The organism is Streptomyces sp. NPDC041129, from assembly GCF_055592265.1.
Genome location: NZ_JBVIYV010000002.1, coordinates 589,589 through 611,357, shown reverse-complemented (window position 1 = coordinate 611,357; position 21,769 = coordinate 589,589). Strand labels below are relative to the sequence as shown.

The window sequence follows — 21,769 nt, the reverse complement described above, 5'->3', positions numbered from 1 at the left end:
GGTACACGGCACGCGGCGCTGTGCCGGAGCTCACCACATCCCGGGTTTGGTTGAAGGTTGAACTTTGCCGTAGGGTCGCAGGCATCCGGCACCCCGGACCGGACGCGCACCCGAGGAAGGCACGCATGTCTCTCGTTCTTGACCCCGCCGCCCAGGACCTGCTGTTCCGCGAGGCCCGCACCGCGAACACCTTCACCGACGAGCCGGTGACCGAGGAGCAGGTCCAGGCGATCTACGACCTGGTCAAGTACGGCCCCACCGCCTTCAACCAGACTCCGCTGCGCATCACCCTGGTCCGCTCCCCCGAGGCCCGCGAGCGCCTGGTGAAGCACATGTCCGAGGGCAACCAGGCCAAGACCGCCGCCGCCCCGCTGGTCGCGATCCTCTCCGCGGACAACGAGTTCCACGAGGAGCTGCCGGCCCTCTTCCCGGCGTTCCCGCAGGCCAAGGACGTCTTCTTCGCCGAGCGCCCGGCCCGCGAGGGCTCCGCCGCGATGAACGCCGCCCTCCAGGCCGGCTACTTCATCGTCGGCGTCCGCGCCGCCGGGCTCGCCGCCGGCCCGATGACCGGCTTCGACTTCGAGGGCGTCCGCAAGGAGTTCCTGGACGACGACCACACCCCGCTGATGGTCGTCAACATCGGCCGCCCGGGCCCGGACGCCTGGTACCCGCGCTCGCCGCGCCTGGCGTACGAGGACGTCATCACGACCGTCTGACCCCCGCGTATGCGAAGAGGCCCCCGGCGATGCCGGGGGCCTCTTCGCATACGGGCAGGGCGCTCAGGACATCTTCAGAGCCGCGGCCATCTTCGTCAGCCGGTCGAAGGGGGCCGTGCCGGACACCACCGTGGTCGAGCCGCCGGGGGTGTCCTTCAGGACCAGGGCGTCGTAACGGCCGCCGGTGTACCGGGTCCAGGTGCGGTCGCCGATCCGCTCGGTCCGCTTCGTCGCCTTCGAACCCTGGCTGGCCTGCTGGATGAAGTCGGACCGCTTCTGAGTGGACTGCTCGACCTGCACGTACTGACCCTCGGGATCCTGGAAGCCGAGGTGCCAGCGGTCGGAGTTCTCGCCCTGGAAACGCACCGAGGTCGCCTTCCAGGCGCCGGGCAGGCCCTCGGGGGCGGCCACCGGGTAGCTCGCGGCGCGACGCGCCGTGTCCAGCTCGACCCGGTAGTCGACCCGCTTGATGTCGGGAGCGTGATCGTCGTGCGGGACGAAGACGTAGATGACCGCCGCCGCGATCCCGATGAGGCCCAGGGAGAGGATCATGTCCCGGACCGTCTTCTGCTTGCCGTTGGAACCTGCCACGCCCTCTATCGTCGCAGGTGCCCGGAGCGCTCATCCGTGGGGTCCCCTGCTCATTTTGTCTGCTCAACGATAGAGTCGGGACCAACACCCTCATCCGGCCGTCGTCGTATCAGAAAGGTGCGCTCCGATGACCGAGAATCATCATCTGCCGTCCGAGCTCGATGTGCCCTCCGAGGCACCCGACCGCAACCTCGCCCTGGAGCTCGTCCGGGTCACCGAAGCCGCCGCCATGGCCGCCGGCCGCTGGGTAGGGCGCGGTGACAAGAACGGCGCCGACGGCGCCGCGGTGCGTGCCATGCGGACCCTCGTCTCGACCGTCTCGATGAACGGCGTCGTCGTCATCGGTGAGGGCGAGAAGGACGAGGCCCCGATGCTCTTCAACGGGGAGCACGTGGGCGACGGCACCGGTCCCGAGGTGGACATCGCCGTCGACCCGATCGACGGCACCACCCTGACCGCCAAGGGCATGCCCAACGCGATCGCGGTCCTCGCCGCCGCCGAGCGCGGGGCCATGTTCGACCCGTCCGCCGTGTTCTACATGGACAAACTGGTCACCGGCCCCGAGGCCGCCGACTTCGTCGACATCAACGCGCCCGTGTCGGTCAACATCCGCCGGGTCGCCAAGGCCAAACGCCGCACACCCGAGGACGTCACGGTCGTCATCCTGGACCGGCCCCGGCACGAAGGCATCATCAAGGAGATCCGCGACACCGGCGCACGCATCAAGCTGATCTCCGACGGTGACGTCGCCGGCTCCATCCTCGCCCTGCGCGAGGGCACCGGCATCGACCTGCTGCTCGGCATCGGCGGCACCCCGGAGGGCATCATCTCCGCCTGCGCCGTGAAGTGCCTGGGCGGCACCATCCAGGGCAAGCTGTGGCCCAAGGACGACGAGGAGCGGGCGCGGGCCGTCGACGCCGGGCACGACCTGGACCGCGTCCTGACCACCGAGGACCTGGTCACCGGCGAGAACGTGTTCTTCGTCGCCACGGGTATCACCGACGGTGAACTGATGCGCGGGGTGCGGTACAGGTCGGAGACCGCCACCACCGACTCGATCGTGATGCGGTCGAAGTCCGGCACCGTGCGGCGGATCGACTCCGAGCACCGGCTGAGCAAGCTGCGGGCCTACAGCGCGATCGACTTCGACCGGGCGAAGTGACCCGCCCGGGGTGAGCCCCGCTCCCCCCGGAAGCCGAATGGGCGCCCTCTGTGCGGAGAGGGCGCCCATTTCCCGTGGCTAGCCGGCTATGCGGTCCGTCGTCGCCCGTGCCGCCTTCTTCAGCTCCAGCTCCCGGCGGCGGCGACGCGCCAGCACCACGCGGCGCTCGGCCGCCGTGAGGCCGCCCCAGACGCCGTACGGCTCGGGCTGCAGCAGGGCGTGCTCGCGGCACTCGACCATGACGGGGCAGCGCGCGCAGACGCGCTTGGCCGCCTCCTCGCGGGACAGCCGGGCGGCCGTCGGCTCCTTGGACGGGGCGAAGAACAGGCCGGCCTCGTCACGCTGGCACACCGCCTCGGTGTGCCAGGGGGCGTCTTGGTCCCTGTCTCGCACTGGCACCCGCTGGGCCGGAACGGCAGCTACCTGCAGGGACGAAGGCGGCGGTTGCAGCACGGTCTACTCCTGACGACGGCTTCGCGAGCGAGCGACGATGCAGCAAGGCCTACCCGCTGTGCGCGCGCCTATGCACAGCGTTCTCAACCGCGGGCGCACGTCGTCCTGTTCACGCCCCCACGCCCCCGCCGGCGACCGGACGGCACCCCTCCGGCCACCGGCGGATTCGCGACCGTCAATGGTCCAGGTGTTTGCGCAGCTTCCGGTCGAACTTGCCCTGGACGCGGTCGAGGATGTCCGCCACGAGCCTGCCGCGCTTGGGCCGCGCCTCCACGTTGCCCAGCACGGCCCAGCCGTCGACGTAGATCACGGGCGCCTCCGGCTCGACCGAATCGAGCGGGGCCACCTCGAAGTTGCCCAGCACACCGCCCCCCGTGCCGCGCAGCGAGACGTTCTCCGGGACCCGGATCTGCACGTCGCCGAAGACCGAGACGGCCTTGATGACGACCTGCTGGTACTCGAAGACCGCCTCGCTCAGATCGATCTCGACGCTGCCGAAGACCGCGTAGGCGTGCAGCCGGCGCCCGGCACGCCAGCGGCCCCGCCGCATGGCACTGCTGAAGACGGCCACCACATTGGCGTCCGCCTCGGCCGGTATCGCACCGGGAGCCGGACGGGGCGGCGCGGACGCGTAGTCGGGAGCCGCGGGCCCGCGATGGGCCGCGGGCAGGTCGCGGATGAAGACCTCCAGCTCGCCGACCGTCTTGGCGTGCAGCACCCCCTCGACGCGCTCGGCGTGCTCGTCCGCGGTCAGCCGGCCCTCGGCCAGGGCCTCACGGAGGATGTCGGCGACGCGGTCACGGTCGGCGTCCGAGGCGCGCAGGTCGGCGGGGGCCGGGGCCCCGTCCTGGGCTTGGGCGTGCTTCTGAAGGTCCACGGCAGCAGCGTACCGAAACGCGATAGATCGCGACTAGGGGTGTGGACGACCCCGGGCGTGTCGAACTGAGCCCCACCTCACAGGTTCCGCGCCGACGGCAGGTTCTACGCTGGTACGGCCCGCCAACGTCGGCGGGCAGCCGTCCGTCAGAGTGAGGAATGGGCTGAGATGCCTGAGTTCGCGTACACCGATCTGCTTCCCCAGGGCGAGGACACCACCCCTTACCGGCTGGTGACCTCGGAAGGCGTGTCCACCGTCGAGGGGCCGGACGGGCGGACGTTCCTCAAGGTGGAGCCGGAGGCGCTGCGCAAGCTCGCCGAGGAGGCCATCCACGACATCCAGCACTACCTGCGCCCGGCCCACCTCGCCCAGCTGCGCCGCATCATCGACGACCCCGAAGCCTCCGGCAACGACAAGTTCGTCGCCCTGGACCTGCTGAAGAACGCGAACATCGCGGCGGCCGGCGTGCTCCCGATGTGCCAGGACACCGGCACCGCGATCGTCATGGGCAAGCGAGGCCAGAACGTCCTGACCGAGGGCGAGGACGAGAAGGCCCTCTCCCACGGCATCTACGACGCCTACACCAAGCTGAACCTCCGCTACTCGCAGATGGCCCCGCTCACCATGTGGGAGGAGAAGAACACCGGCTCCAACCTCCCGGCGCAGATCGAGCTGTACGCGACGGACGGCGGCGCCTACAAGTTCCTCTTCATGGCCAAGGGCGGCGGCTCCGCCAACAAGTCCTTCCTCTACCAGGAGACCAAGGCCGTCCTGAACGAGGCCTCCATGATGAAGTTCCTGGAGGAGAAGATCCGCTCGCTCGGCACGGCCGCCTGCCCGCCGTACCACCTGGCCATCGTCGTCGGCGGCACGAGCGCCGAGTACGCCCTGAAGACCGCCAAGTACGCCTCCGCGCACTACCTGGACAACATGCCGGCCGAGGGCTCGCCGCTCGGCCACGGCTTCCGGGACAAGGAGCTGGAGGACAAGGTCTTCGAGCTGACCCAGAGGATCGGCATCGGCGCGCAGTTCGGCGGCAAGTACTTCTGCCACGACGTGCGCGTGGTGCGGCTGCCGCGGCACGGCGCGTCCTGCCCGGTCGCGATCGCCGTCTCCTGCTCCGCGGACCGCCAGGCGGTCGCCAAGATCACCGCCGAGGGCGTCTTCCTGGAGCGGCTCGAGACGGACCCGGCGCGGTTCCTGCCGGAGACCACGGACGAGCACCTGGAGCAGGACGGGGACGTCGTCCACATCGACCTGAACCAGCCGATGGACGAGATCCTCGCCGAGCTGACCAAGTACCCGGTCAAGACCCGGCTGTCCCTCACCGGCCCGCTGGTCGTCGCCCGGGACATCGCGCACGCCAAGATCAAGGAGCGGCTGGACGCGGGCGAGGACATGCCGCAGTACCTGAAGGACCACCCGGTGTACTACGCGGGCCCGGCGAAGACGCCCGAGGGCTACGCGTCCGGCTCCTTCGGCCCGACGACGGCCGGCCGCATGGACTCCTACGTGGAGCAGTTCCAGGCGGCGGGCGGCTCCAAGGTGATGCTCGCCAAGGGCAACCGCAGCAAGCAGGTCACCGACGCGTGCGACGCGCACGGCGGCTTCTACCTCGGCTCCATCGGCGGCCCGGCCGCCCGCCTCGCCCAGGACTGCATCAAGAAGGTCGAGGTGCTGGAGTACGAGGAACTGGGCATGGAGGCCGTCTGGAAGATCGAGGTCGAGGACTTCCCGGCGTTCATCGTCGTTGACGACAAGGGCAACGACTTCTTCCAGAACCCCGCTCCCGCGCCGACGTTCACGTCGATTCCGGTGCGGGGTCCCGGCCTGGCGTAGCAACCCGGGTGCGGCGGGCGGCGAGGGCATCCCCTTGCCGCCCGCCCCCCCCGTAAAAGGGGCGGCGGAACATCGGAGCGCCGTCGATCGCTGTAAGCGGTATGAGCGACGAATACCGCATCGAGCACGACTCCATGGGCGAGGTCCGAGTGCCCGCCCATGCCAAGTGGCGGGCGCAGACGCAGCGTGCCGTCGAGAACTTTCCGGTGTCCGGGCAGCGGATCGAGCGGGCGCACATCGAGGCGCTGGCGCGGATCAAGGGCGCCGCGGCGAAGGTGAACGCCGGGCTGGGCGTGCTGGACAAGGATGTCGCGGAGGCGATCCAGGAGGCGGCCCGGGAGGTCGCCGAGGGGAAGTGGGACGAGCACTTCCCGGTGGACGTGTTCCAGACGGGGTCCGGGACCTCGTCCAACATGAACACCAACGAGGTCATCGCCACCCTGGCCGGTGAGCGGCTCGGCCGGGACGTGCACCCCAACGACCACGTCAACGCCTCGCAGTCCTCGAACGACGTCTTCCCCTCGTCGCTGCACATCGCCGCCACCGCCGCCGTCACCCATGACCTGATCCCGGCGCTGGAGCACCTCGCCGCCGCCCTCGGGCGCAAGTCCGAGGAGTTCGCGGACGTGGTCAAGGCCGGGCGGACGCATCTGATGGACGCGACGCCGGTGACCCTGGGGCAGGAGTTCGGCGGATACGCGGCCCAGGTGCGGTACGGCGTGGAGCGGCTGCGGGCCTCGCTGCCCCGGCTGGCGGAGCTGCCGCTGGGCGGGACGGCGGTCGGCACCGGGATCAACACGCCGCCCGGGTTCTCCGCCGCGGTGATCGAGGAGGTCGCGCGGGCCACCGGGCTGCCGCTCACCGAGGCCCGCGACCACTTCGAGGCGCAGGGCGCCCGGGACGGGGTGGTGGAGACCAGCGGACAGCTCCGGACCATCGCGGTCGGGCTGACGAAGATCGCGAACGATCTGCGCTGGATGGCGTCCGGGCCGCGCACGGGGCTGGCCGAGATCCGGCTGCCCGATCTGCAGCCGGGCTCCTCGATCATGCCGGGCAAGGTGAACCCGGTCATCCCCGAGGCCGTGCTCATGGTCGCCGCCCAGGTGATCGGCAACGACGCGGCCATCGCCACCGCCGGCGCCGCCGGGAACTTCGAGCTGAACGTGATGCTCCCGGTCATCGCCAAGAACGTGCTGGAGTCGGTCCGGCTGCTGGCGAACGTCTCCCGGCTGCTGGCCGACCGGACCGTGGACGGTGTCACCGCCGACCGCGAACGCGCCCGCGAGTACGCCGAGTCCTCGCCCTCGGTGGTGACGCCCCTGAACAAGTACATCGGTTACGAGGAGGCCGCGAAGGTCGCGAAGAAGGCGCTGGCCGAGCGCAGGACCATCCGCGAGGTCGTGCTGGAGGGCGGCTATGTGGAGCGCGGCGACCTCACGCCGGCGCAGCTCGACGAGGCGCTGGATGTCCTGCGGATGACACGGCCGTGACAACCGGCCCCGCCGCGTAGAACCGTGACGTGAACCGCAGCGTCGTATGTGTACGGCACCTAATATCTGTTCATGGCGGACAACGGAGCGGTGAGACGAGTGGCGGCGGGGCCTGCGACCTACTGGACCCCCGGGAGCCAGATCCTGTGGCGGTACCGGGAGAACGCCGGCGCGCGCTTCCACATCGCGCGGCCCGTCACCGTCGTCCGGGACGACGCGGAACTGCTCGCCGTGTGGATGGCGCCCGGTACCGAGTGTGTGAAGCCGGTGCTCGCCGACGGTACGCCGGTGCACGTGGAGCCGCTGGAGAGCCGCTACACCAGGCCGCGTTCGGTGCAGCGGGACCGCTGGTTCGGCACGGGTGTGCTGAAGCTGGCCCGGCCCGCCGAGCCCTGGTCGGTGTGGCTGTTCTGGGAGCCGGGCTGGCGGTTCAAGAACTGGTACGTCAATCTCGAGCAGCCGCTGACCCGCTGGGCGGGCGGGGTCGACTCCGAGGATCACTTCCTGGACATCTCGGTTCATCCGGACCGCAGTTGGCACTGGCGGGACGAGGACGAGTTCGCGCAGGCTCAGCGGGACGGGCTGATGGACGAGGGGACCGCCGAGCGGGTGCGGGCGGCCGGCCGGGCCGCGGTGGAGGTGATCGACGCCTGGGGCCCGCCGTTCTCCGACGGCTGGCAGCACTGGCGCCCGGATCCGTCCTGGGCGGTACCGTCACTTCCCGAGGACTGGGACCGTACGCCCGCGCACGTGTCCTCATGAGACCCTTGATGCGCCCCCGGCCCACAACCGTAGGATCGTCCTCCGCAAGAATCCGCAAGACAACTCCCGGGGTGCGAACCGGGTCTGACCAGACGTCACCGAGGGGCGGCAGGAGTGAGCGAGGGGTACGAGGGCAACACCCCGGCGGGCCCGGCAGGGTTCACCGGCGGCACAGGCACGACCTCTGACCACGCGGGAATTCCGTTCCTGGGGCACGTATTCCGGGTATCGGACTTTCGGCGGGACCATGTGCGCGCCAGGCGCGCAGCCCCGGACGGATGGATTCGACGCGCGTGACGGAGCACCCCACGTCCTACGACCGCCCGCAGTCGGGCGCCGACCCCGCGGAGTCCCGCGGGGCGCTCCTGCGTACCCCGGAGCAGCTCGGCAGCCCGGCCTTACCGGCACAGGCCCGGGCCGACGGACCGCCCTCCGCACCGGGGACGACCGCGCCCCGCGGCAAGGGGAACAAGGGGAAGGAGCCTCCAGTCAACGGCCCCGAGCACTCCCAGCCCGCCACCGCGCCGACGGACACGGGTCGCCCGCGTCCCGCGCCGGAGGCCATTCCGCCGCAGCCGGGCGCCGAGCAGGAGCGGGGGCCCGGCGGCCAGGACCGCCGTACCGGGCGGGGGCTGCCACCGGGGCGGCCGATGCCGATGCGGCGTGACGGGGACCGGCTCAGGTTCGTGGGCGCGGCGACCCGGCGGATCGCGCGCGGCCTCGATCTGGACGAGATCGTGATGGGGCTGTGCCGGGCCACCGTGCCGACGTTCTCCGACGCGATCCTGGTCTATCTGCGCGACCCGCTGCCGGTGGGTGACGAGCGTCCGACCGGTCCTGTGGTGCTGCGGCTGCGCCGCACGGACCGGATTCCGGACGAGCGGGACACGGAGGGCCTGTCGCTGCCTCCGTTCCCCGAGCCGGAGCCGGAGGCTTCGGCCCTCACCGAGCTGTCGTCGCTGACCACCGAGCTGTGCGAGGTGCGTCCGGGTGGTGCTCTGAACGAGGTGCTGCGCGGGGTGCGGCCGGTGTTCGCCGACGCGCCCGCCGCGAGGGCGGCGCTGCCCGAGCTGCTCGGCGAGGGTGGGGAGGCGGCCGTGCCGGGCGGGCGGCACGCGATCCTCGCGCCGTTGCGGGGCCGGCGCCGGGTGATCGGTGCCGCGCTGTTCCTGCGGCGTCCGGAGCGGCCGGCGTTCGAGGCGGACGATCTGCTGGTGGCGGCGCAGCTGGCCACGCACAGCGCGCTCGGCATCGACAAGGCGGTGCTGTACGGCCGGGAGGCGTACATCGCCGACGAGTTGCAGCGCACCATGCTGCCGGAGACGCTGCCCCGGCCGACCGGGGTGCGGCTGGCGTCCCGTTATCTGCCGGCGGCGGAGACGGCGCGGGTGGGCGGCGACTGGTACGACGCTATCCCGCTGCCCGGCAGCAGGGTGGCGCTGGTGGTCGGTGATGTCATGGGGCATTCCATGACCTCGGCGGCGATCATGGGTCAGCTGCGCACGACGGCGCAGACGCTGGCCGGTCTCGACCTGCCTCCGCAGGAGGTGCTGCACCATCTGGACGAGCAGGCGCAGCGGCTGGGCACCGACCGGATGGCGACCTGTCTGTACGCGGTGTACGACCCGGTGACGCATCGCATCACGATCGCCAACGCGGGTCATCCGCCGCCCGTGCTGCTGCATCTGGGCGGCCGGGCGGAGGTGCTGCGGGTGCCGCCGGGCGCGCCGATCGGTGTGGGCGGGGTGGATTTCGAGGCGGTGGAGCTGGACGCGCCGGCCGGGGCCACGCTGCTGCTGTACACCGACGGGCTGGTGGAGTCCCGGCTGCGGGACGTGTGGACGGGCATAGAGCAGTTGCGCGAGAAGCTCGCCGCGACCGCTCGGCTGACCGGTCCGGACCATCCGCCGCCGCTCGAGGCGCTGTGCGACGAGGTGCTGGACATGCTCGGGCCGGGTGACCGGGACGACGACATCGCGCTGCTCGCGGCCCGTTTCGACGGGATCGCGCCGAGCGATGTGGCGTACTGGACGCTGGAGCCGGAGGACGCGGCCCCGCGCGAGGCCCGTCGGCTGGCGCGGCGTGCGCTGGCCCGCTGGGGTCTGGAGGAGCTGACGGACTCGGTGGAGCTGCTGGTCAGTGAGGTGGTCACGAACGCCGTGCGCTACGCCTCGCGTCCGGTGACGCTGCGTCTGCTGCGCACGGACGTGCTGCGCTGCGAGGTCGGCGACGATGTGCCCCAGTTGCCGCGGCTGTGCCAGGCGCGGGCGACCGACGAGGGCGGCCGCGGGCTGTACCTGGTCAACAGGCTGGCCCGGCGCTGGGGCGCCACGCGGCTGAGCACCGGCAAGGTGGTCTGGTTCGAGCTGAACAGGGCGTGAGCGCAGGCGGGTTCGGGGGCGTCCGCCTGCGGGCGCCCCGCCCGTGCGGGCGCGGCGGAGATCACATTCCTTGATCGCCGAAATGGGGTGCGCTTCCCCTCCGGTCGAGCCTAAGCTCCGGGTCGACCACGCGTTCGATTACGGACGCGATTTCAGCACGAAACGGGGTATCACCCATGCACAGGACCATCAGGCGGAGCCTGGTGACGCTGCTCGGCGTTGCCGCGCTGGCCACCACTCAGGCGGGGATCGCCTCAGCGAACGACCTGGACAAGACCACCGAGTCCTTCCCCGAGGGCTCGCGCGTGACCTGGCACGCGGACGGCGAGCACCTGCTCATCAAGGACACCGTGGCGGACGGCCACTCGGCGGTCGCGATCTTCCGGTGGTGGGACCAGGCGGAGGACCGGTACCACACGTTCACGTACTTCAACCGGGACGGCGAAGGCACCACGCGCAACGTGAACATGGACCTGTACGAGCACACCACCGTCAACTTCCGGGCCTGCGTCGGCGACTGGAAGGGCAGCCTGGAGAACAGCACGGACACGATCCGCAACTGCAGCAGCTGGGAAGTCAGCATGGCCTGACGTCACGGCGGACGAGGAGGGGCGCCCGGAGTGGTCCGGGCGCCCCTCTTGTCGTGCGCCTACTGGCCGACGTCACCGGCCGGGTCGAGCGGGTCCTCCGTGACGGGGTCCGTCGGCGGCTGACTGGACGGGCTCTGGGACGGCGACTGGGAGGGCGACTGGCTCGGCGACCTCGACGGGGTCTGGGACGGCGTCTGCGACGGCGACTCGGACACCGGCGGTTCGCTGCTCGGTGAGCTCGACGGGGTGTCGGAGGGCGACTCGCTGACCGTCGGGGTGTCCGTCGGCTCGACGGCCGCGCCCTGGGTGGTGTCCAGGTCGAACTCGGACCTCTGGGTGACACCGAAGGTGTAGGCCGCCCAGATCTCCGCCGGCGGGCCGCCGCCGTTGACCCGGCCGCCGCCCATGGCGCCGCTGAGCGTGACGTGGTCGTTCTTCTTGACCGGTTTGCCGTCGCAGCCGGTGCCGCCGGACTTGGCCGCCTCGCCGAACAGGCCGACGGAGGTGACGAGGTCGGGGGTGTAGCCGGTGAACCAGGCCGAGCGGTTGCAGTCGGAGGTACCCGTCTTGCCCGCGACCTGCTGGCCGTCCCGCAGCGGGTTGCCCGCCACGGACGTGCGGGCGGTGCCGTCGTCGACCACACCGGTCAGCACCGAGGTCACGCTGTCGGCCACCGTACGGCTGATCACCTGGTCGCCGACGGCGTCGGGCATCTGGACGGAACGGCTCTTCTGCTCGGCCGACTTGACGATGCTGGGCGTCACCTCGCGGCCGTGGTTGGCGAAGGTGGCGTAGATGCCGGCCATCTCCAGCGGGCTGGCGCCCATGGAGCCCAGCGTCTGCGCGGGCACCGCCTGCATGCCCTCGGTGTCCATGCCGAGCCGCTTCGCGGTGCTCATGACCTTGTCCATGCCCACGTCGACGCCCATCTGCGCGAAGACGGAGTTGACGGACTGGTTCATCGCCTGCTGGACGGTGATGGGGCCGTAGTTCCGGTTGTCCTCGTTCGGCGGTGCGAAGCCGACCTTGGCGCCGTGGTCGACGGCCTGGCGTCGGCTGGTGCCGTCGTAGACCGTGCTCGCCTCGATCGGCTTGCCCTCCTGCGTGGTGGCGCTCTGCGCCAGTGCGGCGGCGAGGATGATCGGCTTGAACGTGGACGCGGGCTGGTAGTCCCGGCGGGTGGCGTTGCTGGTCCAGTGGTCGAAGTAGTTCTCGCCGCCGTACATCGCGACGATCCTGCCGGTCTTCGGGTCCACCGACACGGCGCCGGCCTGGACGTCGTCGTCGACCTTGCGCTTCTTCGGTTCCAGCTTGCTGGTCAGCCGCTCCTTGACCGCCTTCTCCAGCGCGGCCTGCTTCTTGCGGCTGACGTTCAGGGTGATGGTCCAGCCCTGGCTGTCGACCTTGGCAGCCGCGTCGGACCTGGACAGGCCCTCGTCACGCATCAGCTTCTGGGCGAGCTGGTCGTTGGCGAGCCGGACCAGGTAGCCCTTCTGACCCTCCATGCCCGGGGCGCCCTTGGGCTCCTTGGGCACCGGGAACGTCATGGCGTCGCGCTTGGCTTTGGACAGCCAGTTCTCCTCGACCATGTTGTCCAGGACGTAGTTCCAGCGCGCCTTGACCAGCCGCTTGCCGACGGGGGTGGCGGCCGTCCAGTCGTACTGGCTCGGCGCCTGGAGCAGGGCGGCCAGGTAGGCGCCCTGTTGGACGGAGAGGTCCTCGGCGTCGACGCGGTAGTAGGCCTGGGCGGCGGCCTGGATGCCGTAGGCGTTGCGGCCGTAGTAGGAGGTGTTGATGTAGCCGGCGAGGATGTCGTCCTTGGACTTCTCGCGCTCCACCTTGAGCGAGATGACCAGTTCCTTCAGCTTCCGCGAGACGGTCTGGTCCTGGTTCAGGTAGTAGTTCTTCACGTACTGCTGGGTGATCGTCGAGCCACCCTGCTTGCCCCGCCCCGACAGGGTGTTGACCAGGCCTCGGGCGGTGCCCTTGAGGTCCACTCCGGGGTCGGTGTAGAAGGACTTGTTCTCGGCCGCCACGAAGGTCCGCTGGACGCCCTTGGGCACCTTGTCCAGGTCCACGATCTCGCGGTTGACCTTGCCGTCACGGGCCAGGATGCTGCCGTCGCTGTACTTGTAGACGTTGCTCTGCCGCTGGGCGGCGATGTTGCCGGCGGGCACGTCGACCGCCATGTACAGCGCGAAGAAGGCGCCGATGGACAGCAGGCACAGTCCGAAGAACGTGCCGAGGATCTTCTTCCAGGTGAACAGCCTGCGTATTCGGCCCTTGGCGGGCCTGCCGCCGGGCGCCGCCGCGGATTCGGCCGTGGACTGCGAGCGGTGGCGCTTGGGCGCCGCGCGGCGACCACCACGCTGTCGCGCTCGTCTCTCTTCCGCTCGTCCCATGAGTCCTACGCTCCTGCTTCCGTCTCAGTGGTCAGCTCCGAAAGCTAACACCCGTCTATATGACAAAGGGCGCCCGATCCGCTCTTTTACGGACGTGAGAATCAGCACCCGCCCCACAGGGAACCGACGGTTATCCCTGGCTTTGGGTTGCCCGGAGAAGTAAAGTGATATCACTTAGATAGAAGCAAGCTAGACGTCCGCAGAAGCCGGACGTCTTCGAGAACCGGGGGTCCCACCATGTCCGCAGCCCACACGTCCGCGCCCGACACCTCCACGCCCGCCGACATACCCGAGATGCCCGCACCGCGGGTCCGCGAGTTCCCGGCCCACAGCATCGGCGGCGGCCTCGCCCTGCTCCTCGGCCTGCTGGGGCTCGCCGCGGCCGTGGCCCTGTTCGCCGCCGCCTCGGCGGTGACGGGGGCCGGCGCCAAGGGCGGGCTCATCGTCTGCGGTGTGCTCGTCTTCCTCGCCGCCGTGATCGCGATGCGCGGCCTGAACACGGTCGCTCCCGGCGAGGCCCGCGTGGTCCAGCTCTTCGGCCGCTACCGGGGGACGATCCGGCAGGACGGACTGCGCTGGGTGAACCCCCTCACCTCGCGCACCCGCATCTCGACCCGCGTGCGCAACCACGAGACCGCCGTACTGAAGGTCAACGACGCCTACGGCAACCCGATCGAGCTGGCCGCGGTCGTGGTGTGGAAGGTCCAGGACACCGCGCAGGCCACGTTCGAGGTGGACGACTACGCCGAGTTCGTCGCCACCCAGACCGAGACGGCCGTACGGCACATCGCCATCGAGTACCCCTACGACGCCCACGAGGAGGACGGCCTCTCGCTGCGCGGCAACGCCGAGGAGATCACCGAGAAGCTGGCCGTCGAACTGCAGGCGCGGGTGGAGGCGGCCGGAGTGCGGGTCGTCGAGTCGCGCTTCACGCATCTCGCGTACGCTCCCGAGATCGCCTCGGCGATGCTCCAACGCCAGCAGGCCGGCGCGGTCGTAGCGGCCCGGCGGCAGATCGTGGACGGCGCGGTCGGCATGGTGGAGGCCGCGCTCGCCAGGATCGCGGAGCAGGACATCGTGGAGCTGGACGAGGAGCGGAAGGCGGCGATGGTGTCCAACCTGATGGTGGTGCTGTGCGGGGACCGGGCCCCGCAGCCCGTGCTCAACACCGGGACCCTCTACCAGTGACCGATCCGTCCGAGGAGACGCCGAGGCGACGGCCCCAGCAGCGCAAGCAGGTGCTGCTGAGGCTGGACCCGTCGGTCTACGACGCCCTCGCACGCTGGGCCGGGGACGAACTGCGGTCGGCCAACGCGCAGATCGAGTTCCTGCTGCGCAAGGCGCTGTCGGAGGCGGGGCGCCTGCCGCGGGACACCGGCCCGCTGCCCCGCCGCGGGCGGCCGCCCGGGGGCTCCGCCGCCGGGCCGCCGACGCCCTGAGGGCGGACACGTTCCGGCCGGGCCGCCCCCGTGGACGCGGGGGCGGGCCCGCCGCTGTTACCGAATCCGGACAACCGGCTCCGACCTGCGCCGCGCCACCGCGCGCCAGGCACTGGACACTCCGCGTATACACCCGGCGTATACACCGCGTGTAGAGTGCTCTCATGTCCATCGGTCACACCCTCCTAGGGCTCCTGGAGTCCGGCCCCCGACACGGTTACGACCTGAAGCGGGCCTTTGACGAGAAGTTCGGTCACGACCGGCCGCTGCACTACGGCCAGGTCTACTCGACGATGTCCCGGCTGCTGCGGAACGGGCTCGTGGAAGTCGACGGGATCGAGTCGGGCGGCGGACCCGAGCGCAAGCGGTACGCCGTCACCGACGCCGGCGTCACCGACGTCGAGCGGTGGCTCGCGACCCCGGAGAAACCGGAGGAGTACCTCCAGTCGACCCTCTACACCAAGGTCGTCCTGGCGCTGCTCACCCACCGCGACGCGGCGGACATCCTGGACAGCCAGCGCGCCGAGCACCTGCGCAGCATGCGCGTCCTCACCGACCGCAAGCGCAAGGGCGACCTTGCGGACCAGCTCATCTGCGACCACGCCCTGTTCCACCTGGAGGCCGACCTGCGCTGGCTGGAACTGACCGCCGCCCGGCTCGACAAGCTCCGTGCGGAGGTGGCCCGGTGACCCCTCCCCCCGGCTCCCTGCTCGCCGCCGAGGACCTGCGCAAGGCCTACGGCCCCACACTCGCCCTGGACGGCGCCGCGTTCTCCATCCACCCCGGCGAGGTCGTCGCGGTGATGGGCCCCTCCGGGTCCGGCAAGTCCACGCTGCTGCACTGCCTCGCCGGTATCGTGCCGCCCGACTCCGGCTCGATCACGTACGCCGGACGGGAACTCGCCACCATGAGCGACGTCGAGCGCAGCGCGCTGCGGCGCAGCGACTTCGGATTCGTCTTCCAGTTCGGGCAGTTGGTGCCGGAGCTGACCTGCGTGGAGAACGTGGCGCTCCCGCTGCGGCTGAACGGCACCTCCCGCAAGGAGGCCGAACGGGCCGCGCTGGGCTGGATGGAGCGGCTCGAGGTGGACGACCTCAGGGGCAAGCGGCCCGGTGAGGTCTCCGGCGGTCAGGGGCAGCGGGTCGCGGTGGCGCGGGCGCTGGTCACCGGGCCCCGGGTGCTGTTCGCCGACGAGCCGACCGGCGCGCTGGACTCGCTCAACGGGGAGCGCGTGATGGAGCTGCTCACCGACGCGGCCCGCTCCACCAACGCGGCCGTCGTGCTGGTCACGCACGAGGCCCGGGTGGCCGCGTACTCGGACCGCGAGATCGTCGTGCGCGACGGCAGGTCCCGGGACATGGAGCGGGCCATATGAAGCCGCGGACGGGGGACCTCCCGCGCGGACGAGGCCGCGCGCGGGGGAGGTTCAGGGATCTCGCCATGGGCGCCCGGTTCGCCGTCACCGGCGGGCGCGAGGGCTGGGTCCGGATGACGCTGACGGCGGTCGGCGTCGGGCTGGGCGTCGCCCTGCTGCTGCTGACCACCGCGCTGCCGAACGTGTTCAGCGCCCGCCACCGGGTCGAGGAGGCCCGCTACGACTACACGTTCTCCAGCACCACACGCCCCAGGGCCGACAACACCGTGCTGGTCGCCGCGACCGACACCCAGTGGCACTCCAAGGACGTGCGGGGCCGGCTCCTCGAACCCGAGGGCGCGCGGGCGCCGTTGCCGCCCGGTCTGGGACGCTTCCCCGCCAAGGGCGAGATGGTCGTCTCCCCCGCGCTGCGGGAACTGCTCGCCTCGGACGGCGCCCGGCTGCTGCGCGAGCGGCTGCCCTACCGGGTCGTCGGGACGATCGGCGAGAGCGGGCTGATCGGCTCGCAGGAGCTGGCCTACTACGCGGGCGCCAAGGGCCTGGACCCCGACGCGGACGGCGGCGTACGGGTGGACCGGCTGGTCCGGTTCGGCGATCCGCACCCGACCACCGAGAAGGCCGATCCGGTGCTGCTGCTGATGGTGCTGGTCGTGTTCGTGGTGCTGCTGATGCCGGTCGCCGTGTTCATCGCCGCGGCCGTGCGCTTCGGCGGTGAGCGGCGCGACCGCCGGCTGGCCGCGCTGCGGCTAGTGGGCTCCGACAGCGGCATGACCCGGCGGATCGCCGCGGGCGAGGCGCTGGCCGGGGCTCTGCTGGGACTGGCCGTCGGCACGGTCTTCTTCCTGGTCGGACGGCAGATCGCGGGCTCGGTGGAGGTGCTGGGCGAGAGCGTGTTCCCCGGCTACCTCGACCCCTCCCCCGCGCTCGTCGCGCTGGTGGCGGTGGCGGTTCCGGCGTCCGCGGTCCTGGTGACGTTGCTCGCGATGCGCGGGGTGGTCGTGGAGCCGCTCGGCGTGGTGCGGACGGCCAGGCCGGCCCGGCGCCGCCTGTGGTGGCGGCTGCTGCTGCCGCTTGCGGGCCTCGCGCTGCTGTACCCGATGGTCGGCAAGGGCCGGGACAACGGCGGCTTCAACCAGTACCTGGTGACCGGCGGCGTCCTGCTGCTGCTGGTGGGCGTGACCGCGCTGCTGCCGTGGATCGTGGAGCGGGTCGTCGCCCGGCTCGGCGCCGGGCCGGTCTCCTGGCAACTGGCGGTGCGAAGGCTGCAGTTGAGCAGCGGCACGGCGGCCCGCATGGTCAACGGCATCGCGGTGGCGGTGGCCGGCGCGATCGCGCTGCAGATGCTGTTCGCGGGCGTGGAGAGCCAGTACACCAAGAGCACCGGCCGGGACCCCAACCGGGCGTCGATGGAGGTCACGCTGCCGGACCGCAGTGACGCCGCCGCCGTGGGCGAGGCGTTCCGCCGGACCGAAGGGGTGCGGGTGTCGGTGGCGCTGTCCACCACGGCGGCCGCGGACAGGCGCCGGGACCCGGAGAACCTGATCGACCTCACGGTCGGTGACTGCGCCGCCCTTCGGGAGGTGGCCCGGTTGCCCTCCTGCCGGGACGGCGACGTGTTCAAGCTGCGCAACCCGCACTACGACTCCGCGTACAACGACTCCATGGAAGCCGTCGCACGGCCCGGCCGGCAGCTCTACCTCGCCCCGGACCGCTCGGACGCGCCCAGCCTTCAGGTGCCCTGGAAGCTGCCGGCCGGTCTCGAGCAGGTGCCCTACCGCGAGGACTCGCTGCAGAGCGACGCCAACGGTCTGCTGGCCACGCCGTCCGCCCTGCCCGCGAAGGCGCGGCCCTCGCTGCGCGGCCATGTCTTCGTCCGCACCGACGAGTCGGTGCCGGACGCGCCGGAGCACGTGCGCAACACGGCCGCCCGGGTGGACGCGACCGCGGACGTGTTCACCTGGGCGGCGACCGAGGAGTCCACGAAGTACACCTCGCTGCGCACCGGCCTCTTCGTCGGCGCGGTCTGCGTGCTGGCGCTGATCGGCGCGAGCCTGCTGGTCTCGCAACTGGAGCAGCTCCGCGAGCGGCGCAAGCTGCTGTCCTCGCTGGTCGCCTTCGGCACCCGGCGCCGCACGCTGGGCCTGTCGGTGCTGTGGCAGACGGCGGTCCCGATCGTCCTCGGGCTGCTGCTGTCCTCGGTGGTCGGCCTGACCCTGGGCGCCGTGCTGCTGAAGATGACGGCGACCCCGGTGACGGTCGACTGGGCGAGCGTGCTGTCCATGACCGGCGTCGGCGCCGCGGTGGTGCTCGCGGTGACCCTGCTCAGCCTGCCCCCGCTGCTCAGGCTGATGCGGCCGGACGGGCTGCGCACCGAGTAGGCGCCGGCGTCCCGTGCGGGGGCGCCGCCCGGCCCCCGGAAGGGCGGTCAGGCGTCCAGCACCCGCACGGGCAGGGGCCGCAGCTCCTCCCGCAGGGCCGCCGCCAGTTCCTCGTACTCCGCCCCCCTGGCGGCGCCCGCGCGCATGGCGAAGGCGATCCGGCGGCTGGGGGCGGGTTCGGCGAAATAGCCGGTGCGGAGCCGGCTGCCACGGGTCGTCTCGACCTTCAGGGCGGTGCGCGGCAGCAGGGTGCAGCCGAGACCGCCCGCGACGAGCTGCACCAGTGTGGACAGCCCGGCGGCCGTGGTGGTGACCGGCGCGTCCTCCCGTCCGGCCTCGCGGCAGATGTCCAGGGCCTGGTCGCGCAGGCAGTGACCCTCGTCCAGCAGCAGCAGGTTGAGTTCCCGCAGCGCCTCGCGCGGGATGCCCTCACGGCCGCCGAGTCGGTGGTCGGGCGGCGTGACGAGCGCGAAGTCCTCGTCGAACAGCGGGAGTTCGGTCATGCCGGGGACGCCGAGCGGGACGGCCAGCAGCAGCAGGTCCAGACGGCCGGACTGCAGGCCCTCGACGAGACGGGCGGTCTGCTCCTCGTGCACCTGCAGGTCGAGGTGCGGGTACCGCTCGTGGACCAGGCCCAGCAAGGTGGGCAGCAGATACGGCGCGACGGTCGGGATCACCCCGAGCCGCAGCACGCCGGTGAACGGCGCCCGGACCGCCTCGGCCTCCTCCAGCAGCGCCCCGACCTCGTCCAGCACCGCCTTCGCCCGCACCGCGAGCCGCTCGCCCGCGGGCGAGAGCAGCACCTTGCGGGTCGTACGCTCGAGGAGGGTCACGCCCAGGATCTCCTCCAGCGCCGAGACCGCGCCGGACAGGGCGGGCTGGCTCATCCCGATGGCCGCGGCCGCGTCCCGGAAGTGCAGGTGCTCGGCCACGGCCGCGAAGGCCCGGAGCTGGGACAGGCTGGGCTGGCGCCGCTTACCACTCGCGCTACTGACGGTCACTGATAGATACCTCCGATCAACACGACCGAGTGTAGCTATTTCTCGTATCAATGCACCCTGTGCCAACATCGACAAAGTCCAACCCATGGGTAGTGCCCGCGATCCGGGCGCTCCCTCGCTGCAAGGAGAGCGTGTGCTCACTGTCGGTGACAAGTTCCCCGAGTTCGAACTGACCGCCTGCGTCTCGCTGGAGAAGGGCGCGGAGTTCGACACGATCAACCACAAGACCTACGAGGGCAAGTGGAAGATCGTTTTCGCCTGGCCCAAGGACTTCACCTTCGTGTGCCCGACCGAGATCGCCGCCTTCGGCAAGCTGAACGACGAGTTCGCCGACCGCGACGCCCAGATCCTCGGCTTCTCCGGTGACTCCGAGTTCGTCCACCACGCCTGGCGCAAGGACCACGACGACCTTCGTGACCTGCCCTTCCCGATGATGGCCGACTCCAAGCACGAGCTGATGCGCGAGCTGGGCATCGAGGGCGAGGACGGCTTCGCCAAGCGCGCCGTCTTCATCGTCGACCAGAACAACGAGATCCAGTTCTCCATGGTGACCGCCGGCTCCGTCGGCCGTAACCCCAAGGAGGTCCTGCGGGTCCTCGACGCCCTGCAGACGGACGAGCTGTGCCCCTGCAACTGGAGCAAGGGCGACGAGACGCTCGACCCGGTCGCGCTGCTGGCCGGTGAGTGACCCATGTCGCTCGACTCGCTGAAGTCCCGCGTCCCGGACTACGCCAAGGACCTGAAGCTCAACCTGGGTTCGGTCATCGGCAACTCCGACCTGCCGGCCCAGCAGCTCTGGGGCACGGTGCTGGCGACCGCCATCGCCTCCCGTTCCCCGATCGTGCTGCGTGAGCTGGAGCCGGAGGCGAAGGCGAACCTGTCGCCGGAGGCGTACACGGCCGCCAAGGCCGCGGCCGCGGTGATGGCGATGAACAACGTCTTCTACCGCACCCGGCACCTGCTGTCCGACCACGAGTACGGCACCCTGCGCGCCGGTCTGCGGATGAACGTCATCGGCAACCCGGGCGTGGAGAAGGTCGACTTCGAGCTGTGGTCCTTCGCGGTCTCCGCGATCAACGGCTGCGGCATGTGCCTCGACTCGCACGAGCAGGTGCTGCGCAAGGCCGGCGTCGAGCGCGACGTGGTCCAGGAGGCGTTCAAGATCGCGTCCGTGGTCCAGGCCGTCGGCGTGACCCTCGACGCGGAGGCGGCCCTGGCCCAGGCGGCCGAGTAACCGCTCCGGAACATCACGGCCCCCGCCCATCCGATGGGCGGGGGCCGTCGTGCGTTCGATGGTGTGACAAGAACTACTCCCTCCGCTCCGGGCCGGAAACCATGAGTGAACAAGCCTCCGGACGATGCCCGGTTCACCCCTTCATGCGAAGAAGCTCCGCACGCCCAGAGTCATAGCGGAATACAAAGCTCCACTTTGCTTCCGAATTACTGTTCGACAGTCGCAAAGAGGATCTGATTAGCTCCCCGGGACCACATTTATGCCGTCGGCCTGACTTTCCGACGGCAGCTCAAATGCAGCTCAAATGCATTCCATGGGGGGACGCATGTCCATTCGATTCCGTGTCTCGGCGAGGACCGCGCTCGCCGCCACCGCGGCCGGCCTGGGCCTCCTCGGTGTGACCGCACCGCAGGTCGCCGCCACCGACCAGCCGGTGCCCGCCATCTCCGTCAAGGCCGACAGGCACACCGACGCGATCGCGGCGGCGCAGCCCACCGCCGCCGCCGCGGGCGCGACCGTCTGCGGTACGGGATACAAGCTCTACAAGGCGGACATCCTGCCCGACGCGTCGCGCAAGGCGACTCTCTTCGTCTACGTCAAGGGCGACAACCCCGCCAGCAACGACGCTCCCACCTGCGCCATCCTCGACAACAACACGTCGGGCGCGAAGTGGATGAAGATCAAGCTCTGCTCGAACTACACGGCGGAGGGCTGCGCGAGCGACGCGGGCACCTACTCCCAGTACGCGGGCCCCGTCTACCGCAACCACGGCGGCTGCGGCACGGTCACCTCGCTGATGAAGACCAGCTCCAGCTCGAGCACGTACATCGTCAACAACGTTCAGGACAGCACGAACTGCAACTAGCAGGCACTGCCCGAACGGTGCACCGGGACTTCGCGCGTCGCACGCGCGGAGTCCCGGATCGCTGAATTCGAATTCCCACCGCCATCCGTCCCGCAGGGCTGTCCCGCCCCGGGCGGAGGGGCGTTCGCCCGTGCCCGGAAAGGCACGGAAACAACTCAATGAAATACGGGGAAAGCTCCTTTGCGCTCCAAGAGACGAACTCGCGCGCCCCTGG

Annotated in this window: 20 protein-coding genes; 15 read left to right on the top strand and 5 right to left on the bottom strand. The window is 70.8% G+C overall.

Annotation, left to right across the window (positions count from 1 at the left end; all coding sequences use genetic code 11):
* Positions 1 to 125: 125 nt before the first annotated feature.
* Entirely contained in the window at positions 126 to 716 is a 591-nt protein-coding gene (locus ACZ6B1_RS10965) for a malonic semialdehyde reductase (RefSeq protein WP_468776894.1), read from the top strand.
* A gap of 63 nt (positions 717 to 779) precedes the next feature.
* Here ACZ6B1_RS10965 and ACZ6B1_RS10960 read toward each other — a convergent pair whose 3' ends face one another.
* A complete protein-coding gene (locus ACZ6B1_RS10960; protein ID WP_468776892.1) occupies positions 780 to 1,307 on the bottom strand; it encodes a DUF4245 domain-containing protein in 528 nt (175 codons plus the stop codon).
* A gap of 127 nt (positions 1,308 to 1,434) precedes the next feature.
* Between ACZ6B1_RS10960 and glpX the strand changes: the two genes are divergently transcribed.
* Positions 1,435 to 2,469, top strand: coding sequence for a class II fructose-bisphosphatase (gene glpX / locus ACZ6B1_RS10955; RefSeq protein ID WP_143627361.1), 1,035 nt, complete (start codon positions 1,435 to 1,437; stop codon positions 2,467 to 2,469).
* Between the two features lie 78 nt (positions 2,470 to 2,547).
* On the opposite strand, the gene ACZ6B1_RS10950 is transcribed toward glpX, so the two are convergent.
* Positions 2,548 to 2,922 carry a WhiB family transcriptional regulator gene (locus ACZ6B1_RS10950; protein WP_468776890.1) on the bottom strand — a complete coding sequence of 125 codons (375 nt, stop codon included), beginning with the start codon at positions 2,920 to 2,922 and terminating at the stop codon, positions 2,548 to 2,550.
* A 175-nt stretch (positions 2,923 to 3,097) separates the two neighbouring features.
* Positions 3,098 to 3,799, bottom strand: a complete 702-nt coding sequence (locus tag ACZ6B1_RS10945) for a DUF1707 SHOCT-like domain-containing protein (protein ID WP_468776888.1) — start codon at positions 3,797 to 3,799, stop codon at positions 3,098 to 3,100.
* A 168-nt stretch (positions 3,800 to 3,967) separates the two neighbouring features.
* Here ACZ6B1_RS10945 and ACZ6B1_RS10940 point away from each other — a divergent pair, with 168 nt between their 5' ends.
* The 5 genes from ACZ6B1_RS10940 to ACZ6B1_RS10920 all read left to right on the top strand — a co-directional run bounded on the left by ACZ6B1_RS10940 (position 3,968) and on the right by ACZ6B1_RS10920 (position 10,861).
* Positions 3,968 to 5,638, top strand: a complete 1,671-nt coding sequence (locus tag ACZ6B1_RS10940; protein ID WP_468776886.1) for a fumarate hydratase — start codon at positions 3,968 to 3,970, stop codon at positions 5,636 to 5,638.
* Positions 5,639 to 5,739: 101 nt separating this feature from the next.
* On the top strand, positions 5,740 to 7,128 hold the full coding sequence (locus ACZ6B1_RS10935) for a class II fumarate hydratase (RefSeq protein WP_468776884.1): 1,389 nt from the start codon (positions 5,740 to 5,742) through the stop codon (positions 7,126 to 7,128).
* Positions 7,129 to 7,200: 72 nt separating this feature from the next.
* Positions 7,201 to 7,890 carry a cytidylyl-2-hydroxypropylphosphonate hydrolase gene (gene fomD, locus ACZ6B1_RS10930; RefSeq protein WP_468776882.1) on the top strand — a complete coding sequence of 230 codons (690 nt, stop codon included), beginning with the start codon at positions 7,201 to 7,203 and terminating at the stop codon, positions 7,888 to 7,890.
* A gap of 278 nt (positions 7,891 to 8,168) precedes the next feature.
* Positions 8,169 to 10,271: a SpoIIE family protein phosphatase gene (locus ACZ6B1_RS10925; RefSeq protein ID WP_468776880.1), complete on the top strand. Its 2,103-nt coding sequence runs from the start codon at positions 8,169 to 8,171 to the stop codon at positions 10,269 to 10,271.
* Positions 10,272 to 10,447: 176 nt separating this feature from the next.
* On the top strand, positions 10,448 to 10,861 hold the full coding sequence (locus ACZ6B1_RS10920; RefSeq protein WP_468776878.1) for a hypothetical protein: 414 nt from the start codon (positions 10,448 to 10,450) through the stop codon (positions 10,859 to 10,861).
* A gap of 59 nt (positions 10,862 to 10,920) precedes the next feature.
* On the opposite strand, the gene ACZ6B1_RS10915 is transcribed toward ACZ6B1_RS10920, so the two are convergent.
* The gene (locus ACZ6B1_RS10915; RefSeq protein ID WP_468776876.1) at positions 10,921 to 13,263 is read right to left on the bottom strand and encodes a transglycosylase domain-containing protein; all 2,343 of its coding nucleotides are present in this window, start codon (positions 13,261 to 13,263) and stop codon (positions 10,921 to 10,923) included.
* Between the two features lie 237 nt (positions 13,264 to 13,500).
* Between ACZ6B1_RS10915 and ACZ6B1_RS10910 the strand changes: the two genes are divergently transcribed.
* The 5 genes from ACZ6B1_RS10910 (at position 13,501) to ACZ6B1_RS10890 (ending at position 18,455) form a co-directional block, all read left to right on the top strand.
* Complete coding sequence (locus tag ACZ6B1_RS10910; protein ID WP_468776874.1) at positions 13,501 to 14,451, top strand: SPFH domain-containing protein; 951 nt, start codon at positions 13,501 to 13,503, stop codon at positions 14,449 to 14,451.
* The gene (locus tag ACZ6B1_RS10905; RefSeq protein ID WP_468776873.1) at positions 14,448 to 14,702 is read left to right on the top strand and encodes a type II toxin-antitoxin system antitoxin; all 255 of its coding nucleotides are present in this window, start codon (positions 14,448 to 14,450) and stop codon (positions 14,700 to 14,702) included. The genes ACZ6B1_RS10910 and ACZ6B1_RS10905 overlap by 4 nt, the downstream gene beginning before the upstream one ends.
* 164 nt (positions 14,703 to 14,866) lie before the next feature.
* On the top strand, positions 14,867 to 15,391 hold the full coding sequence (locus ACZ6B1_RS10900; protein ID WP_468776871.1) for a PadR family transcriptional regulator: 525 nt from the start codon (positions 14,867 to 14,869) through the stop codon (positions 15,389 to 15,391).
* Positions 15,388 to 16,077, top strand: a complete 690-nt coding sequence (locus tag ACZ6B1_RS10895) for an ABC transporter ATP-binding protein (protein WP_358927416.1) — start codon at positions 15,388 to 15,390, stop codon at positions 16,075 to 16,077. Before ACZ6B1_RS10900 ends, ACZ6B1_RS10895 begins: the two co-directional genes overlap by 4 nt.
* Before the next feature lie 65 nt (positions 16,078 to 16,142).
* Entirely contained in the window at positions 16,143 to 18,455 is a 2,313-nt protein-coding gene (locus tag ACZ6B1_RS10890) for an ABC transporter permease (protein ID WP_468776868.1), read from the top strand.
* A 47-nt stretch (positions 18,456 to 18,502) separates the two neighbouring features.
* Here the strand turns inward: ACZ6B1_RS10890 and ACZ6B1_RS10885 are convergent, their stop codons facing one another.
* Positions 18,503 to 19,456, bottom strand: coding sequence for a LysR substrate-binding domain-containing protein (locus ACZ6B1_RS10885; protein ID WP_468776867.1), 954 nt, complete (start codon positions 19,454 to 19,456; stop codon positions 18,503 to 18,505).
* Between the two features lie 133 nt (positions 19,457 to 19,589).
* Here ACZ6B1_RS10885 and ACZ6B1_RS10880 point away from each other — a divergent pair, with 133 nt between their 5' ends.
* The 3 genes from ACZ6B1_RS10880 to ACZ6B1_RS10870 all read left to right on the top strand — a co-directional run bounded on the left by ACZ6B1_RS10880 (position 19,590) and on the right by ACZ6B1_RS10870 (position 21,555).
* Positions 19,590 to 20,144 (top strand): peroxiredoxin, encoded by a 555-nt coding sequence (locus ACZ6B1_RS10880; RefSeq protein WP_359545496.1) that lies wholly within the window; start codon positions 19,590 to 19,592, stop codon positions 20,142 to 20,144.
* A gap of 3 nt (positions 20,145 to 20,147) precedes the next feature.
* On the top strand, positions 20,148 to 20,690 hold the full coding sequence (locus ACZ6B1_RS10875; protein WP_390051175.1) for an alkyl hydroperoxide reductase: 543 nt from the start codon (positions 20,148 to 20,150) through the stop codon (positions 20,688 to 20,690).
* 325 nt (positions 20,691 to 21,015) lie between these two features.
* The gene (locus tag ACZ6B1_RS10870; protein ID WP_468776866.1) at positions 21,016 to 21,555 is read left to right on the top strand and encodes a hypothetical protein; all 540 of its coding nucleotides are present in this window, start codon (positions 21,016 to 21,018) and stop codon (positions 21,553 to 21,555) included.
* The last annotated feature ends 214 nt before the right edge of the window (positions 21,556 to 21,769 follow it).